Here is a 15,277-nt window from a genome sequence, read left to right on the forward strand (position 1 = left end):
ATTCCTATGAACGAATGTATTCCGGTTCCATACACCGGAACAGCGCCGGACGCTGTCACCCCACGGACACATCCGGATACCATCGCAACGACGTCAGGTTGTATGCGCAATCTGAGAAGACCGGCCGCAGATCGGCACCGCGCGCGCTGCTTCAGGTCATTGCGTCCGCGCGTCGATGAAGCCCAGGCGTCATCGCGACTTAAGCACCGCCACCGCCGGCGACCCGCAGGTGACGCTTCTACTGTGCATGGGGTTGTTTTGCAGATTTTGGCTTCCGGGCGGTCCCCAGAGCGACTACCGCCCTGTCTTCACCTTGGTCCACAGCCGATTGATCACCCGCTGGGTCGCAGGCTCACGCGCCGTGATGACGAACAGTTTTGCGAGCGTCGCCTCGTCCGGATAGATGTTCTTGTCGTTCAGGATTTTCGGATCGACCAACTTCTGGCTGGCGAGGTTGCCGTTGGCGTAGGACAAAAAGTCCGAATTCTTGGCGGCAACGTCAGGACGGTAGAGATAGTTGATCAGCTCGTAGGCTTCCTTGACGTTCTTGGCATCCGCGGGGATCGCGAGATTGTCGAAGAACATCTGCGCGCCCTCCTTCGGGATGGCGTAGCCGATCTCGATGCCACCCTTCGCTTCGGCGGCGCGTGCGCGCGCCTGCATGATGTCGCCGGACCAGCCGACCACGAAGCAGATCTCGCCGGTGGCGAGCGCGCTGAGATATTCGGACGAATGAAACTTGCGCACGGAAGGGCGGACCTTCGCGACGATTTCGGCGGCCTTCTCGAGGTCGGCCTGCTTGGTCGAGTTCGGATCGAGCCCGAGATAGTTCAGCGCCGCGGGGAAGATGTCGTCGGCGGAGTCGAGCATGTGGACGCCGCAGTCCTTGAACCTCGCCAAATTCTCCGGCTTGAAGACGATGTCCCAGCTGTCGATCTTCGCGTCGGGCCCGAGGATCTGCTTCACCTTGGCGACGTTGTAGCCGATGCCCGTCGTGCCCCACATGTAGTTGGCGGCGTAGACATTGCCAGGATCGTAAATGCCAAGGCGCTCGGTCACCACCGGCCAGGCATTGGAGAGGTTCGGCAGCTTCGACTTGTCGAGCTTCTGGAGGATGTTGGCCTTGATCTGGCGCTGGAGGAAATAGGCGGTCGGCACCACGACGTCATAGCCGGACTTGCCGGCCATCAGGCGCGTCTCCAGCGTCTCGTTGGCATCGAACGTGTCGTAGACCACCTTGATGCCGGTCTCCTTGGTGAAGGCATCAAGGACGTCAGGCGCCATGTAGTTGGACCAGTTGTAGAAGTTGACGACCCGCTCCTCGGCCCCTGCGGGGCCAGAAAGCAACGTCAGCGCCGCGGCGATTGCAAAACCAAGGCAAAGCCTGGAGCGGCCGACGTTCGTCATCTTTCCTACCTCTTGCGTCCGCGCACCGCGTCCGACAACCGCTCCAGCGCGGTGTCGAGCGTCTCGTCCTTCTTGGCAAAGCAGAAGCGGACCACGGAGGTCACCGCGTCCTGCTCGTAGAAGGCCGACACCGGGATCGCCGCGACCTTGTAGTCTTTCACGATCCGCCAGCAGAACTCGGTGTCGCTCTCGTTCAGCCCGAGCGGCGACAGGTCGACGGTGAGGAAGTAGGTGCCCTGCGACTTCAGCACGGGGAAGCCGAGGCTCTCCAGTCCCCTGGTCAGGCGGTCCCTGCTCCGCGTCAGGTCCTTCCGCATCGACAGGAAGTAGTCGTCGGACTTGCCGAGCCCATAGGCGACGGCGGCCTGGAGGTTCGGCGCGGTGGTGAAGGTCAGGAACTGGTGCACCTTGGCGGCCACCCGCAGCAGCGGCGGCGCGGCGCAGACGAAGCCGATCTTCCAGCCGGTCAGCGAGAAGATCTTTCCGGCCGAGCCGACCTTGATGGTGCGGTCGCGCATGCCGGGGATGGTGATCAGCGGGACGTGCTTGTGCTCGTCGAAGGTGACGTGCTCCCAGACCTCGTCGCAGATCGCGATGACGTCGAACTCCTGGCAGTAGCGGGCGAGCAGCTCGAGGTCCTCGCGCGGATAGACCACTGCGGAGGGATTCAGGGGATTGTTGAAGAGCACCGCCTTGGTCTTTGAATTGAAGACGCTTTTCAGCATGTCCTCATTCAGCCGCCAGTGCGGCGGCTCGAGGCGGACCAGGCGCGGAATGCCGCCGGCCTGGCGGATGATCGGCAGGTAGGAATCATAGACCGGCTGGAAGCAGACCACCTCGTCGCCGGGCTGGACCACCGCGAGGATCGCCGAGGTCAGCGCCTCGGTGCCGCCGGAGGTCACCATCACCTCGCTCATCGGATCGAGCTTGAGGCCGTGCCAGTGACCGTAATGGGTCGCGATCGCCTGGCGCAGCTCCGGCAGGCCCATCATCGAGGGGTACTGGTTGTAGCCGTTCAGCGAGGCATCGGCCGCGGCGCGGCGGATGTCCTCAGGCCCGGGATCATCAGGAAAGCCCTGGCCGAGATTGATGGCGTTGTTGTCGCGCGCGGCCTGCGACATCGCCTCGAAGATGGTGACGGGAAGGTCGGCAAAGACCTTGTTCAGCGAGGAGCTCTTGGTCGTCATCGCGAGGTCAGCCACCGACCTTGCTGGGAAGACCCGCCGCCTTCCACCCCAGCATGCCGCCGGCCAGATGCTTGTCGTAAGGCAGCCCCGCCGCCTGCGCCGCGAGCGAGGCCGTCACCGAGCGTTTTCCGGAGCGGCAGGCGAACACGACCTCCTTGCCCTGGGGATCGGGGATCGCCTTGGGATCGAAGGTCGAGAGCGGCACGACAACGCCGTAAGGATAGGCCTCGGCGTCGACCTCGTTCGGCTCGCGCACGTCGACAAGGAGATAGCGCCCTTCCGCGACACCCTTGGAGACCTCGTCCGGGGTCAGATCCTGTACCTGGTTTGCCACATCATCCTCCAACGTCACGAGCCGCCTGCCGGGGCGATCCCGGCGGGCGGCAACCTCGCCTCTCGGCAGCCGAAAATCAAGCGCTACAAAGGCTTGAGCTGCATGCCGCAAGTTAAAGCTAAATCGCAGCGACTTGAAGTGCGGCTTTCAGGATGCCTGAAACTCCTGCTTCGCATCCCACCACGCGCTCGGTGTCATTCCCCGCGAAGGCGGGGAATCCAGTACGCCGCGGCCTATCAATTCAACCACAACTGTCTCGGAGTACTGGGTCGCCCGGTCAAGCCGGCCGACGACGGCGGTGGGGCTAGATCGTGACCTGGGTACCGACCTCGACCACGCGGCCGGAGGGGATCTGGAAATAGTCGGTGGCGTCGTTGGCGGAGCGGCTGAGCGAGATGAACAGCCGGTCCTGCCAGCGCGGCATGCCGGAATGGGCGGCGGGCTTGAGCGCCCTGCGCGACAGGAAGAACGAGGTCGACATGATGTCGAACTGCCAGCCGAGCTTGCGGGCGATCGCCAGCGCCTTCGGCACATTGGGCGATTCCATGAAGCCGAACTTCAGCGTCACCTTGGAGAAGGTCGGTGAGATCTGCTCCAGCCTCACGCGCTCGGCCGGATCGATCCGCGGTGTCTGCGCGGTCTCGATGGTGAGAATGACGTTCTTCTCATGCAGCACTTTATAGTGTTTCAGACTATGCATCAGCGCGGTCGGGGCGCTGAGCGGGTCTGAGGTCAGGAACACCGCGGTGCCGGGCACGCGCTGCGGCGGCCGCTTCTCCAGCATCGCCACGAGGTCGGCGAGCGGGAATTCGAGCTTGCGCGACTTCTCGAACAGCAGCCTGCTGCCGCGCCGCCACGTGTACATCAGGATGATCATGAGCGCGCCGAGCGCGAGCGGCACCCAGCCGCCCTCGAACACCTTGAGCAGGTTGGCGGCGAGGAAGGTCAGATCGAGGAACAGGAACGGCACGATCAGGGCGGCGGCAGCGAACGGCGACCACTTCCAGACCTTCCAGATCACGACGAATCCCATCATCGCCGTGACCACCATGGTCCCGGTAACGGAGATGCCATAGGCCGATGCCAGCGCGCTGGAGGAACGGAACAGCAGCACCAGCAGCACCACCGCGACCAGCAGAAGCTGGTTGATGCGCGGGATGAAGATCTGGCCCGAATGGGCTTCAGAGGTATGGCGAATCTCGAAGCGCGGCAGCAACCCGAGCTGAATCGCCTGGCGCGTCAGCGAATAGGCGCCGGTGATGACGGCCTGGCTCGCGATCACCGTCGCGGCGGTGGCGAGAACGACCATGCAACCACGGAAAAAGCCTTGCGGGAACAGCTGGAAGAACGGGCTCACGATCGCGCCGGGATCGCCGAGGACGAGAGCGCCCTGCCCCAGATAGTTCAGCGCCAGCGACGGCAGCACGATGAACAGCCAGGCGGTCTGGATCGGCCGCTTGCCGAAATGGCCGAGGTCGGCATAGAGCGCCTCCGCACCGGTGACCGCCAGGAACACGGCGCCCAGCGTCACGAAACCAATGATGCCGTGGTGGAACATGAAGGACACGGCGTAGAGCGGGTTCAGCGCGAACAGCACCTGCGGCTGCTCGATGATCGGGTGGATTGCCGCGATCGCGATCACCGCGAACCAGACGCACATCACGGGACCGAAGAACGCGGCGACGCGGGCGGTGCCACGCGACTGCACGGCGAACAGGCCGACCAGGATGATCACGGTCAACGGAACGATGTAGGGCTCGAAGTGCAGGGTGACGTCCTTCATGCCTTCGATGGCCGACAGCACCGAAAGCGCCGGCGTGATCACGGCGTCGCCGTAGAACAGGGCGCCGGAAATGATGCCGAGCAGGACGATGGTCGCCCCGCCGGTGCCGACCGCGCGCTGGGCCAGCGCCATCAGCGCCAGCGTGCCGCCCTCGCCATTGTTGTCGGCGCGGAGCAGGATCACGACGTATTTGAGCGTCACCACGACGATGAGCGCCCACAGGATCAGCGAGAGCACGCCGAGCACGGCCGCCGGCGTCGGCACCCCCTCCGCGCCCGAGGCGGCCATCACCGCCTCGCGGAACGCGTAGAGCGGGCTGGTGCCGATATCGCCGTAGACGACGCCGATGCTGCCGAGCGTCAGCGCACCGAAACGGGCGGTGGTGTGGGCTTCGCCATGCCCATTGGCCGCCGCCGTTTCCGGGGCGGAAATCGCTACGTCACTTGTCATGGGAGAGCCCAGTGGCCTCTAGAATGCTTCACTGCACAACGGCGGAAGAGCGCGCGGCTTATAGTCCTGCGCTGCCGGCATAGCCTAGCCCGATTTTGGGCCCTTGCCATGCGAAATTTGCATGACTTGACCAATTGCGTTCAGATGGTGACTTGGGTGCCGACTTCAACCACCCGTCCGGTCGGAATCTGGAAATAGTCGGTGGCGTCGTTGGCGGACCGGCTCAGCGCGATGAAGAGGTGGTCCTGCCACAGCGGCATGCCCGACTGCGCCGAGGCCTTGAGCGACCTTCGCGACACGAAGAACGACGTCGACATGATGTCGAACTGCCAGCCCTGCTTGCGGGCGATCGCCAGCGCTTTCGGGACGTTCGGCTGCTCCATGTAGCCGAAGCGCAGTCTGACCTTGGAGAACTTGTCGCTGATCTTCTCCATGCGGAACCGCTCGGACAGCTCGACCCGCGGCGTGTGCGCGGTCTCGATGGTCAGGACCACGTTGTGCTCGTGCAGCACCTTGTTGTGCTTGAGATTGTGCAGCAGCGCGGTCGGCACGAAGGCGGGATCGCTGGTCAGGAACACCGCGGTGCCCTTGACGATGTGCGGCGGGCGCTTCTCGAGGCTGCGGATCAGGTCGTCGAGCGGCACCTCGATCCGGCGCGTCTTCTGGAGCAGGATCCCAGTCCCTTTGCGCCAGGTCCAGATGGTCCCGGCCATGACCGCGCCGAACAGCAGCGGCACCCAGGCGCCCTCGAGCAGCTTGAGCAGATTGGCACTGAAGAAGCTGATGTCGACGACGACGAAGGGCACGATCACCGCCGCAGCCGTCGCGGCGCGCCAGTTCCACAGTTTCCAGATCACGACGAAGCCCATGACGCCGTCGGCGACCATGGTGGTGGAGACCGCGATGCCGTAGGCCGAAGCCAGATTGCTGGGGGTGTGGAACAACAGCACCAGCAGCATCACGCCGATCAGCAGCAGCCGGTTCACACGCGGCAGATAGATCTGGCCAGCATGGGTCTCGGAGGTGTAGCGCACCTCGAAGCGCGGCAGGAGGCCAAGCTGCACCGCCTGATAGACCAGCGAATAGGCGCCGGTGATCACGGCTTGGCTCGCGATCACGGTCGCCGCGGTCGCAAGTCCAACCAGCGGCAGCACCAGACTCTCGGGCACCATGCGATAGAACGAGTGCTCGATCGCGCTGGGATCGGACAGCACCAGCGCGCCCTGCCCGAAATAGTTGATCAGGAGCGCGGGCAGCACGAAGAACATCCAGGCCGACTGGATCGGCTTGCGGCCGAAATGGCCGAGATCGGCGTAGAGCGCCTCGCCGCCCGTCACCGCCAGGAACACGGCGCCCAGCGTGACCAGGCCGATCGTGCCGTGCGACAGCAGGAATTGCAGCGCGTAATAGGGATTGATGGCCGCCAGCACCGACGGATCGTCGGCGATGTGCACGGCGCCCATCACCGCAAGAACCGTGAACCAGACCACCATCACCGGCCCGAAGGCCGAGGCCACCAGCGCGGTCCCCTTGCTCTGGACCGCGAACAGCAACACCAGGATGATGACGGTGAGCGGTACGACATAGTGGTCGAAGGCGGGGGTCACGAGCTTCAGACCCTCGACCGCCGACAGCACCGAGATGGCCGGCGTGATCATGGAATCGCCGATGAACATGGAGGCGCCGACCACGCCGAGCGCCATCAGAAACCAGCTTCGCCGCCCGAGCGCGCGCTGGCCGAGTGCCATCAGCGAGAGCGTGCCGCCCTCCCCGTTATTGTCGGCGCGCAGCAGCAGCAGGACGTATTTGGCGGTGACGACGATAAAGAGCGCCCAGAGAATCAGCGAGAGCACGCCGAGGACCATGACCCGCGAGACCGGCTCGCCATGGGCCGCGCCCCTGACCGCCTCGTGGAATGCGTACAGCGGCGAGGTGCCGATATCGCCGAAGACAACACCGATGCTTCCGAGCGTCAGGCCCCAGAAACCCGAGGTGACCGGCCCGTCCTGAGCGTCGGTCGATGTGATGCTCGCCGTCATGTGAGATGAGAAACGCTTCTTCCCGAGAATTGATCCGGCGCCTTTTGACCGTTCCGGCGCGCCTGTCAATCGGCACACCACCATAGCAGCCGCCGGGGCGGATGCTGTGACGGCGCAGCAACGATCGTTATTAGCGCGACGACATGCCTCAGGTAAGATGGTAGCGCAAGTGTCTAGAGCCGTCCGCTCCTAGGGAAGCGGAACGACGGGGCTCGAGATTCTGGGTTTGACGGGTTTTCTTCACGCGAAACCGGCGGCCGCTTCGCGCGAAACGCTCTACGGCTTCAAATTCGGCGGCAGCGGCGGATCCTCGCGCATCAGCGTGATCGTCACCCGCCGGTTGGCCGCGAGCGAAGGATCGTCCGGAAACAACGGCTGGGTGTCGGCCTTGCCGGCGACGGCGAAGACGTGGGACGGCGGCAGGCCCTCGCGTTCGAGGATCTGACGCACGGCATTGGCGCGATCGGCCGACAGGTCGAAGGCGCCATAGTCGCTGCGGGTCGGCACGAATCCGGCCGCGGTGTGGCCGGCGATGGAGACACGGAGCGGCGTGGCCTTCAGCGGGATCGCGAGCTTCTCGATCAGGCGGCGGGTGCGGTCATACGGCACCTTGGAGCCGTCGGCGAACATCGAGCGGCCATCCTGATCGACGATCTCCAGGTTGAGGCCCTGCTTGGTCTCCTCGAACATGATGTGCTTGGACATCTCGGTCAGTTCCGGCATGTCCTGCAGCGCCTGGCGCAGCGAGGCGGCGGCGAGCGCGAAATTGCGGTCGACCTTGATCTTCGCGCCCGACGTGCGGTCGCGGTCCTCCTGATCCGGCGTCGGCGTGTTGGAGGCGTCCTCGGGCTGGATGTGGTCGACGTTCTTCAGCCGCGGGCGGGTCGGCAGGCCGTCGGACTCGACGATACCGGCGTAGCGCGCCTCGCTCTGCACGCCGAATGCGTCGCGCATGGAGCCGGCAACGATCTTCAGCTTGTTGGCGTCCTGCGTCGAGAACGCGACGAGCATCACGAAGAAGCTCATCATCAGGCCCATCAGGTCGGCGAAGGTCACGAACCAGCCGTGACCGCCACCGTGAGCATCGCCGCGCTTCTTCTTGGCCATCTCTCGAGATCCCGGGCGGCGGCTTTACGCCGGCACCGGCTCGCCCTCGGCGTGACGATGCTTCTCCGGCAAATAAGCCAGCAGCATTTCGCGCACGAGCGTCGGGCTCTTGGAGTCACGGATCATCAGGATGCCGTCGATGATCAGCGTGCGGTTGGTTTCCTCGTCGAGCAGCTTGCCGTGCAGCTTGTCGGCGATCGGCAGACAGAACAGGTTCGCGACGAGCGCACCGTACAGGGTTGCGAGCAGCGCGGTCGCCATGAACGGGCCGAGCTTGGAGGGATCGGTCATGTTGGCGAACATCTGCACCATGCCGATCAGGGTGCCGATCATGCCGAAGGCCGGAGCGCAGTCGCCGATGGCGCGGTAGATCTTGCTGCCTTCGTCGAGGTGCATGAGGAAGTTGTCGCGGTCGCGCTCGAGATTGTCGCGGATGAAGTCGAGGTCGTAGCCGTCGGCGACGTAGCGGATCCCCTTGGCCAGGAACGGCTCGTCGGTCTCGACCTTTTCGAGGCCGACCGGGCCCTGCTTGCGGGCGATCTCGGCGATGCGGGCGAGCTCGTCGACGAGGTCGTGCGCCGACAGGCGGCTCATGGTGAAAGCGAACTTGGCGCCGAGCGGAAGGCCGTGCAGGAGCGCGCTGAGCGGAAAGCGGATCATGGTGGCCGAGACCGAGCCGCCGAAGATGATGATCATGGCATGTTCGGAGATGAACATGTGGAGGTCGCCGCCCATGAAGATCATCGCCGTAATGACGATGATGCCCGCAATGAGCCCGACGCTCGTCATGATATCCATGGGACACTCCAACGCGAACGCAACAACGGCCGTCCTGGCCGCTGGCGCGGCCCAACCCCGAACCGCATCGGAAACCCTAGAGTGCCCCCCTTAAAGCCGCGTAAAGGTTAAGTTGAGCCGGGGCGCCAGACCGGCGCAGCGCGCTGACAGGACGCCGGCTTTGCCCGCGACCGACGGGAATCTCAACACTTCGCTAACCATGATCGCGGGGCGCCAGGACGGCAGCTCAGGACGAAAGCCCGGTCAGCTCGAGGCTGAGTGCCCGCAGGCGCCTGCGCGCGCCGGCATCGTAGGCCTGCGGATTGGCGCGCGTCTCGTTCATGCCGTTGAAGAACATCCCGCTCTTGCCGGCGACATCGTCGCCTTCGACGAGGTGCAGGATCGCCGCACCGCCCTGCTCCACGGTCGAGATCGGCGTGATGCCGCCGGCGCGCACCATCGTGGTGTTCATGTAGGTGGCCGGATGCAGCGCGTTGACGGTGATGCCCATGCGCTTCAATTCCTCCGCGAAATCGATGGTGAACATGATCTGCGCGAGCTTGCTCTGCGCGTAGGCGCGCGAGCCGCTGTAGCCCCTGCTGATCATGACGTCGTCGAAATCGATCGGATGCTGACCGAGGGAGGCAACATTGACGACGCGCGAAGGTGCTGCGGACGTCAACAGCGGCAGCAGCAAGTGCGCAAGCAGGAAGCCCGAGAGGTAATTCACGGCAAAGCGCAGTTCGTAGCCGTCCGGACTCTCCTGCCGTTGCGGTCCGTCGTTCTGCGAGCCGATGCCGGCGTTGCTGACGAACACATCGAGACGCTGGTGATCGCGGAGAACGGCCGCAGCGAGCTCTCGCGTGCCTGACATCGACGACAAGTCGGCCTGGTAGAATGTCGGCGCAGCGTGGCCGGCCTGCACGATCTGGTCGATCAGCGCCTTCGCGCGCACGGCATCGCGGCCGTGGAGCAGGACCCTCGCACCTGCTTCGGCCAGCCGACGCGCGACGTAGCGGCCGACGCCGTCCGTCGAACCGGTGATCAGGACGGTTTTGCCAGTCATCTTCATTGTGCGTCCTCCGACTGCGGCCCTGCGCCACATCCGCGACGAGAGATCATGCAGTATTGTATCGCCGGGCGGCATGCTCCATCGCAGGAGCCGTTTTGCCATGTTGACGCTGTTCGGTCTTCTCACCGCGCTGCCCGCGGTACTGGCGCTCCACCTGCTCGAGCCAGGGCTCGTCCTGCCGGCGTTCAGCGTCTTGCTGTTTGTCGAGGCCGGCTTTGCCGTGATCGCAGCGCGCTTGATTCACGTCCCTGATGGTGGCGACGACATCACCCTCTGGGATCTCGCCGGCGGCTTCACCCTGATCGGATGCGCCGCCGCAGTCTTCGGCGAGCCGGATCAGGCCGCCCTGTTTCTGACGGAACAGGGCGGCCCACGGCCGGCAACGCGGCCCTAAGTCGTTCGGTCGCCCGTTAGTGAATCTCCGTCGAGCGCTTCAGCGCGGCCTTCAGCTTCTCCAGCGAGAAGTCGGGGCTGCGCGCGATCTCCAGGATCGGCGTCTCGCGGCGGCCGCAGAGTTCGGCGGCCTCGGGCAGCTTTGCGGCGATGTCGAGCGGGATCACGATGGCGCCGTGCTGGTCAGCATGGATCAGATCGTCGGACTTCACGGTGAAGCCGGCGACGCGCACCTCGCCACCAAAACTTTCCGCATGCACCCAGGCATGCGACGGGCCGATCGAGCCGGCCAGCGCCTGGAAGCCCGGGGCCCATTGCGGGATGTCGCGGATCGAGCCGTCGGTGATGACGCCGAGGCAGCCGAGCGCCTTGTGCACGTTGCTCTGCACCTCGCCCCAGAACGCACCGTAGCCGACGTCGGGACCGTCGATGTCCTGGATCACCGAGATGCGCGGACCGTGGCCGGTGCCAACATATTCGTAATATTCGATGCGCCGCTTGGACTGCTCTTCGGCCGGCAGCGAGGACTTCAGCACCGAGCGGATCGCAACCGTGCGGGCATAGCCGACGATCGGCGGCAGGTCGGGAAATGGGCAGACCAGTTGCTTGGTGGTGTAGCCGATCAACCGGCGCTCCGGCGCCACGATCTCCATGGCATTGCAGATCGTCGGGGTGTCATAGCGGCCCAGCGCTTCGAGGACGGCAGCGGGCAGCGGCCCGGTCGCGGTATCAGTCACGGCGTTCTCTCCCAGATTGGCGGCCGCTGTTGGCGCGGTGCCGCCGGCACAGGGCGATATAGCCGAGATCGGGCGTCAACCCAACTCGGCCGCCTTCATGGCAGATATCCGCGAAAACCGCTCAGTGCATGATCCGGAAAAGTGCGCAGCGGTTTTCCGAAAAGATCATGCTCAAACAACGACCTAAAGCGCGATGACGATTCAGCCAAATCTCATCGCGCTTTAGTGCAGCCGTCCGGGCCGGTCATCGTCGAGCGGCGGCTCCGACAAATTGGCCAGCGTCGGCGCCGAAGGCGGCGACGGGACCTCGCCTCCGGACGGCGCGGTGGCCGCCATCGCGCGCGCCTGGTCGCGGTAGGATTTGTAGCCGAGCGGCAAACCGAGCAGATACAGCACCGTGCCGATCGACAGCACGTGCCAGGGATAGGCGATCAGGATAGCGATGAACACGATCACCGCGACGAACGCCGGCAGCACCAGCTCGGGCGGCACGCGCATGCGCTTGGTCTTGCCGGAGAATACCGGCAGGCGCGACACCATCAGGAAGGCGATCAAGAGCGTGTAGGCCGCCGTCACCGCCGCGGGCAGCCGGCCGAGATCGAGAAACGCGACGTAGATCGGCAGCAGCACGGTGATCGCGCCGGCCGGCGCCGGCACACCGGTGAAGAAATTGGCGGCGAAGGCCGGCTTGTTCGGATCGTCCATGGTGGCGTTGAAGCGCGCGAGCCTCAAGCCCCCGGAGATCGCGAACACCATGGCGGCGATCCAGCCGGCATTGCCGAGCTCGTGCAGCTGCCAGAAGTACAGCATCAAGCCGGGCGCGACGCCGAAATTGACGAAGTCGGCGAGGCTGTCGAGCTCGGCGCCGAACTTGGACTGGCCCTTGATCATGCGCGCGACGCGGCCGTCGATGCCGTCGAGCGCGGCCGCGAACACGATGGCGTAGACCGCAAGCGTCATCCGCCCCTCGATCGACAGCCGGATCGAGGTCAGGCCGGCGCAGATCGCCAGCAGCGTGATGACGTTGGGCACCAGCATCCGCACCGGGATCGGGCGGAACCGCCGGCGGCGCACGTCGGGATCTTTGAAGTCGTAGGGGGTCATGGATTACCTCAAGGCGAGATATAGCAAGCCCCGTCCCCCTCCGCCATTGCGGCGGAAGGCCCTGATGCACCTACCAATGGTTAATTGGCGCGGTAGGCGCGGCTTGGGTCGTCCCCGGCAAGATCGGCCAAAATCGTCTCTCCGGCGATCGCCGTCTGCCCTTCCGACACCAGCGCCTTGGTACCCAGGGGCAGGTAGACGTCGAGGCGCGAGCCGAAGCGGATCAGGCCAAACCGCTCGCCCGCCCCGATCGCCTGCCCTTCCCTGACGAAGCAGACGATGCGCTTGGCGACGAGCCCCGCGATCTGGATCACGCCGATCTTGGCCGTCGGCGTCGTGATCACGAGCGAGTTGCGCTCATTGTCCTCGCTCGCCTTGTCGACCTCGGCGTTGATGAACAGGCCCGGCCGGTAGGCGATACGGTCCACCCTGCCCGCGATCGGGCTGCGGTTCACATGGCAGTTGAACACGCTCATGAACACCGAGATGCGCGGCAGCGGCCGGTCGCCGAGCCCGAGCTCGGCCGGCGGCAGCGCCATGGTGATCATCGAGACGCGGCCGTCGGCCGGCGACACCACGAGCCCCTCGCGCACCGGCGTCACGCGCACGGGGTCGCGGAAGAACAGCGCGCACCACACGGTCAGGATCGTGCCGATCCACCCGAGCGGCGACCACAGCCAGAACAGGATCAGGCTTGCCAGCGCAAAGCCGCCAATGAAGGGATAGCCCTCCTTGTGGATCGGCGGGATCTGACGCTGGATCGAATCGAGGATGGACATCGCTATCTGCCGCCTGGAAGTTGATGGCGCCGGGTCGCCCCCGCGCGGTGGAGTTGTTTAGGCCAGAGTTGGGACCGGAGACAAGGTCACTCCGCGGCCGCCGCTGATGTCGCGAGGGCGTCGTCGACCGGCGGCGGCTCCCGGTTGGGCGCCTCGCTGCTGTCGGCCATCTTGGCCAGTTTCTCCCGTGCCGCCTCGGCTTCGCGCTGCCTGTTCCACATGCTGGCGTAAAGGCCGCCCTGCACGAGCAGCTTGGCGTGGGTGCCCCGCTCGGCGATCCGGCCCTGGTCCAGCACGATGATCTCGTCGGCGCCGACGATGGTGGACAGCCGGTGCGCGATCACCAGCGAGGTGCGGTTCTTCGACACGCGGTCGAGCGCGCCCTGGATCTCGTGCTCAGTGTGGGTGTCGAGCGCCGAGGTCGCCTCGTCCAGCACCAGGATCGGCGGCGCCTTGAGCACGGTGCGCGCGATGGCGACGCGCTGCTTCTCGCCGCCCGAGAGCTTCAGGCCGCGCTCGCCGACCTGGGTCTCGTAGCCCATCGGCGCCATGCGGATGAAATGATCGATCTGCGCCAGCCGCGCCGCCTCTTCGACCTCGGCATCATCGGCATCCCAGCGGCCGTAGCGGATGTTGTAGCGGATGGTATCGTTGAACAGCACCGTATCCTGCGGCACCATGCCGATCGAGGCGCGCAAACTGGCCTGCGTGACCTCGCGGATGTCCTGGCCGTCGATCAGGATCTTGCCGCCGGAGATGTCGTAGAGGCGGAACAACAGACGCGAGATGGTCGACTTGCCCGCCCCCGACGGGCCGACGATCGCGACCGTCTTGCCGGCCGGCACCTCGAAGCTGATGCCCTTGAGGATCGGCCGCGTCGGCTCATAGGCGAAGCGCACGTCCTCGAAACGCAGATTGCCGGCCGAGACCACCAGCGGCTGCGCGTCGGGCATGTCCTTGATCTCGGCCTCGCGGCCCAGCACGTTGAACATCTTCTCGATGTCGATGATGGCCTGCTTGATCTCGCGATAGACCATGCCCATGAAATTCAGCGGCTGGTAGAGCTGGATCATCATGGCATTGACCAGCACGAAATCGCCGACCGTGTTGGTGCCGTTGCGCACGCCGATCGCGCACATCAGCATGGTCGCGGTCAGCCCGAGCGTGAAGATCACGGCCTGGCCGGTGTTGAGCACCGCGAGCGAGGTATAGGCCTGAACGCTCGACTCCTCGTAGCGCGCGACCGACTTGTCGTAACGCTGCGCCTCGCGCGTCTCCGCGCTGAAATATTTCACGGTCTCGTAGTTGAGCAGCGAGTCGATCGCCTTGGTGTTCGCCTCGGTGTCGGAATCGTTCATCTTGCGGCGGATCCCGATCCGCCACTCGGTCGCGATGTAGGTGTAGTACATGTAGACCGCGACCGTGATCAGCGTCGCCACGACGTAGCGCCAGTCGAACTGCCACAGCAGCACCGCCAATAGCAGCGTGACCTCGACGATGGTCGGGATCAGCTGCAGGATCACCATGCGCACGATGACCTCGATACCCTCGCGGCCGCGCTCGAGCACGCGCGTCAGGCCGCCGGTCTTGCGCTCGAGGTGAAAGCGCAGCGACAGCTCGTGCATGTGGATGAAGGTGATGGTGGCGAGCTTGCGCACCGCATGCATGGCGACGCGGGCGAAGATGCCGTCGCGCCATTGCGTCAGAACCGCCATCAGGATGCGCGTCACGCCATAGCTTGCGGTCAGCAGCAATGGCGAGGCGATCACCCAGAGGTGCCAGTTGTCGGCCGCGACCGGTGCGGTGTTGGCGCCGGTCAGCGCATCCGTCGCCCATTTGAAGCTGAACGGCACGGTCAACGTGATCAGCTTGGCGGCGAGCAGCAGCACCATCGACCAGACCACCCGCATCTTCAGGTCGAAACGGTCGCCCGGCCAGATATAGGGCCACAGATGCGCCAGCGTGCCCATCAGCGTGGCTCGCTCCAGCGATCCCCCTGCGGGAGGATCGGGAACGTCTGCGCCGTCGAACGATTGAGGTTGGTCCATCAAGAAGCCTGAAAGCCCGCCGGGTGCGGGCAGCGTTACGATTTGCGGTTTTCGCCCGTC

The 15,277-nt window shown here is 65.0% G+C and carries 12 protein-coding genes and 1 pseudogene; 1 reads left to right on the forward strand and 12 read right to left on the reverse strand.

The genetic code is table 11. The features are described from left to right. Positions 1–294 precede the first annotated feature (294 nt). From AC0L3X_RS02065 to AC0L3X_RS02100, 8 genes are all read right to left on the reverse strand, one after another. Positions 295–1,407 carry a polyamine ABC transporter substrate-binding protein gene (locus AC0L3X_RS02065; protein ID WP_231144586.1) on the reverse strand — a complete coding sequence of 371 codons (1,113 nt, stop codon included), beginning with the start codon at positions 1,405–1,407 and terminating at the stop codon, positions 295–297. Positions 1,408–1,412: 5 nt separating this feature from the next. Next, entirely contained in the window at positions 1,413–2,594 is a 1,182-nt protein-coding gene (locus tag AC0L3X_RS02070; RefSeq protein ID WP_063986450.1) for an aminotransferase, read from the reverse strand. A gap of 7 nt (positions 2,595–2,601) precedes the next feature. Further along, positions 2,602–2,928: a rhodanese-like domain-containing protein gene (locus AC0L3X_RS02075; protein ID WP_028170872.1), complete on the reverse strand. Its 327-nt coding sequence runs from the start codon at positions 2,926–2,928 to the stop codon at positions 2,602–2,604. 304 nt (positions 2,929–3,232) lie between these two features. Continuing rightward, positions 3,233–5,161 (reverse strand): potassium transporter Kup, encoded by a 1,929-nt coding sequence (locus AC0L3X_RS02080; RefSeq protein ID WP_028146684.1) that lies wholly within the window; start codon positions 5,159–5,161, stop codon positions 3,233–3,235. A gap of 140 nt (positions 5,162–5,301) precedes the next feature. After that, a complete protein-coding gene (locus tag AC0L3X_RS02085) occupies positions 5,302–7,200 on the reverse strand; it encodes a potassium transporter Kup (protein ID WP_063983972.1) in 1,899 nt (632 codons plus the stop codon). Positions 7,201–7,476: 276 nt separating this feature from the next. Further along, complete coding sequence (locus AC0L3X_RS02090; protein WP_063983973.1) at positions 7,477–8,307, reverse strand: OmpA/MotB family protein; 831 nt, start codon at positions 8,305–8,307, stop codon at positions 7,477–7,479. A gap of 24 nt (positions 8,308–8,331) precedes the next feature. Then, the gene (locus AC0L3X_RS02095) at positions 8,332–9,105 is read right to left on the reverse strand and encodes a motility protein A (protein ID WP_028146686.1); all 774 of its coding nucleotides are present in this window, start codon (positions 9,103–9,105) and stop codon (positions 8,332–8,334) included. Between the two features lie 226 nt (positions 9,106–9,331). After that, entirely contained in the window at positions 9,332–10,156 is an 825-nt protein-coding gene (locus AC0L3X_RS02100; RefSeq protein WP_063983974.1) for an SDR family NAD(P)-dependent oxidoreductase, read from the reverse strand. A gap of 100 nt (positions 10,157–10,256) precedes the next feature. On the opposite strand from AC0L3X_RS02100, the gene AC0L3X_RS02105 reads away from it, so the two are divergent. Beyond that, complete coding sequence (locus AC0L3X_RS02105; RefSeq protein ID WP_063983975.1) at positions 10,257–10,550, forward strand: hypothetical protein; 294 nt, start codon at positions 10,257–10,259, stop codon at positions 10,548–10,550. A 16-nt stretch (positions 10,551–10,566) separates the two neighbouring features. Here AC0L3X_RS02105 and AC0L3X_RS02110 read toward each other — a convergent pair whose 3' ends face one another. From AC0L3X_RS02110 to AC0L3X_RS02125, 4 genes and pseudogenes are all read right to left on the reverse strand, one after another. Then, complete coding sequence (locus AC0L3X_RS02110; protein WP_354131170.1) at positions 10,567–11,286, reverse strand: RraA family protein; 720 nt, start codon at positions 11,284–11,286, stop codon at positions 10,567–10,569. Between the two features lie 222 nt (positions 11,287–11,508). Next, complete coding sequence (locus AC0L3X_RS02115; RefSeq protein ID WP_028146689.1) at positions 11,509–12,390, reverse strand: CDP-alcohol phosphatidyltransferase family protein; 882 nt, start codon at positions 12,388–12,390, stop codon at positions 11,509–11,511. Positions 12,391–12,470: 80 nt separating this feature from the next. Beyond that, positions 12,471–13,178 (reverse strand): annotated as a pseudogene (locus AC0L3X_RS02120) (phosphatidylserine decarboxylase); the annotation flags it as partial. A 77-nt stretch (positions 13,179–13,255) separates the two neighbouring features. Beyond that, positions 13,256–15,217: an ABCB family ABC transporter ATP-binding protein/permease gene (locus AC0L3X_RS02125; protein ID WP_063983977.1), complete on the reverse strand. Its 1,962-nt coding sequence runs from the start codon at positions 15,215–15,217 to the stop codon at positions 13,256–13,258. Positions 15,218–15,277: the final 60 nt, after the last annotated feature.

The sequence above is a fragment of the Bradyrhizobium sp. MI1.7 genome, from assembly GCF_055811795.1.

What these genes read in the sequence shown, in the direction of transcription:
- AC0L3X_RS02065 (WP_231144586.1), bottom strand. Translation starts at nt 1,407, where the DNA reads ATGACGAACGTCGGCCGCTCCAGGCTTTGCCTTGGTTTTGCAATCGCC.
- AC0L3X_RS02070 (WP_063986450.1), bottom strand. Translation starts at nt 2,594, where the DNA reads ATGACGACCAAGAGCTCCTCGCTGAACAAGGTCTTTGCCGACCTTCCC.
- AC0L3X_RS02080 (WP_028146684.1), bottom strand. Translation starts at nt 5,161, where the DNA reads ATGACAAGTGACGTAGCGATTTCCGCCCCGGAAACGGCGGCGGCCAAT.
- AC0L3X_RS02085 (WP_063983972.1), bottom strand. Translation starts at nt 7,200, where the DNA reads ATGACGGCGAGCATCACATCGACCGACGCTCAGGACGGGCCGGTCACC.
- AC0L3X_RS02090 (WP_063983973.1), bottom strand. Translation starts at nt 8,307, where the DNA reads ATGGCCAAGAAGAAGCGCGGCGATGCTCACGGTGGCGGTCACGGCTGG.
- AC0L3X_RS02095 (WP_028146686.1), bottom strand. Translation starts at nt 9,105, where the DNA reads ATGGATATCATGACGAGCGTCGGGCTCATTGCGGGCATCATCGTCATT.
- AC0L3X_RS02100 (WP_063983974.1), bottom strand. Translation starts at nt 10,156, where the DNA reads ATGAAGATGACTGGCAAAACCGTCCTGATCACCGGTTCGACGGACGGC.
- AC0L3X_RS02105 (WP_063983975.1), top strand. Translation starts at nt 10,257, where the DNA reads ATGTTGACGCTGTTCGGTCTTCTCACCGCGCTGCCCGCGGTACTGGCG.
- AC0L3X_RS02115 (WP_028146689.1), bottom strand. Translation starts at nt 12,390, where the DNA reads ATGACCCCCTACGACTTCAAAGATCCCGACGTGCGCCGCCGGCGGTTC.
- AC0L3X_RS02125 (WP_063983977.1), bottom strand. Translation starts at nt 15,217, where the DNA reads ATGGACCAACCTCAATCGTTCGACGGCGCAGACGTTCCCGATCCTCCC.